At 47.7% G+C, this 1,208-nt stretch carries 1 protein-coding gene; it reads right to left on the bottom strand.

The window, feature by feature from the left end:
- The coding region (locus OB69_RS18175) for a Calx-beta domain-containing protein (protein ID WP_221404896.1) at window positions 1-1,208 on the bottom strand (1,208 nt) is incomplete at both ends.

Below are 1,208 nucleotides of genomic sequence, written 5' to 3'. Positions count from 1 at the left end.
ATCGTCATCGGTAAGGGTGATGGTGGCATTATCGGTGATGATTACTCCTAGTGCGGTGGCAGCCAGGTTGTTCATGCTCACCGTCAGGGTTTCGGTGGATTCTTCTACTGCATCATCGGTTGGTGTTACCGTAAAGGTTTGTGTCTCGCCTGCCGTGCCTGCAAAGGTCAAAGTCTGGCTTGTTACTGCCGTGTAATCACTGGCGGCCAAGGCGCTGCCGTCTGCTGTGTTTACATCTACTGTAAAACCTCCTTGTACTGCATTGTCCAAGGTTGCCGTCAATGTAATCGCGCCTCCGTTTTCTGATCCGCTTACATCGGCAATAGTGACTGAAGCATTGTCGTCATTATTGATCGTTACGGTAGCTTGATCTGTGATGTTTACACTTAGGCTTGTTGCCGCTAAGTTGCCTTGGCTAATCGTTACTGTTTCATTGCCTTCCAACTTAGTGTCTGCGGTTGGAGTTATCGTAAACGTCTGGGTCTCGCCTGCTGTTCCTGCAAAGGTCAAAGTCTGACTGGTGATTGATGTATAGTCACTGTCCGCTGTTGTGGCTGTGCCATCGGCCGTGCTTACTTCTACCGTAAAGCCGCCTTGTACTGCATTGTCCAATGTGGCGGTCAGCGTAATTGATCCTCCGTTTTCTGCTCCGCTTACATCGGCAATGGTTACTGCTGCTGCGTCATTGTCGGTAATGGTATAGGTGTGTGCCGTGTTCGTTCCTAAGTTTGCATTGCTCGGATTCGACAAGGTAACAATCACCGTCTCATTGGACTCTAAAATCGCATCGTCTACAATTCCTGCTATGGTAATCGTCTCTTGTACATCGGCTGGGTTGAAGGTCAACGTTCCATTGGCCAAGGTATAATCTGTTCCTGAACTGGCTGTGCCTGTTACTGTATAGTCTACAGTTACTGTCAGAGCACTGGCAATATTCAAGTCTACCGTGATATTGGCCGAACTTACGCTCTCTAATCCCGATGATGTGGTGCTCGTAAATGATACGCTTGGGGTATCGTCATCGGTAATAGTGATCGTTTGTTGTTGTGTGCCGTTCTCGGTTCCTTTTGTAACACCTGTAATGTCTATAATGACCGTTTCATTGGTTTCTGGATTGACATCTTGGCTAGCTGTAATGCCTACAGCTGCATTGGCAGACAAGGATCCTGCTGGAACGGTAATGTTTGTACTGGCTGTATTGTTATAAT

The sequence above is a fragment of the Roseivirga seohaensis subsp. aquiponti genome (assembly GCF_001267955.1).
Classification (GTDB): Bacteria; Bacteroidota; Bacteroidia; order Cytophagales; family Cyclobacteriaceae; genus Roseivirga; species Roseivirga seohaensis.
The sequence above is the reverse complement of the archived record's forward strand: the minus strand, read 5'-3'. Positions and strand labels throughout refer to the sequence as shown.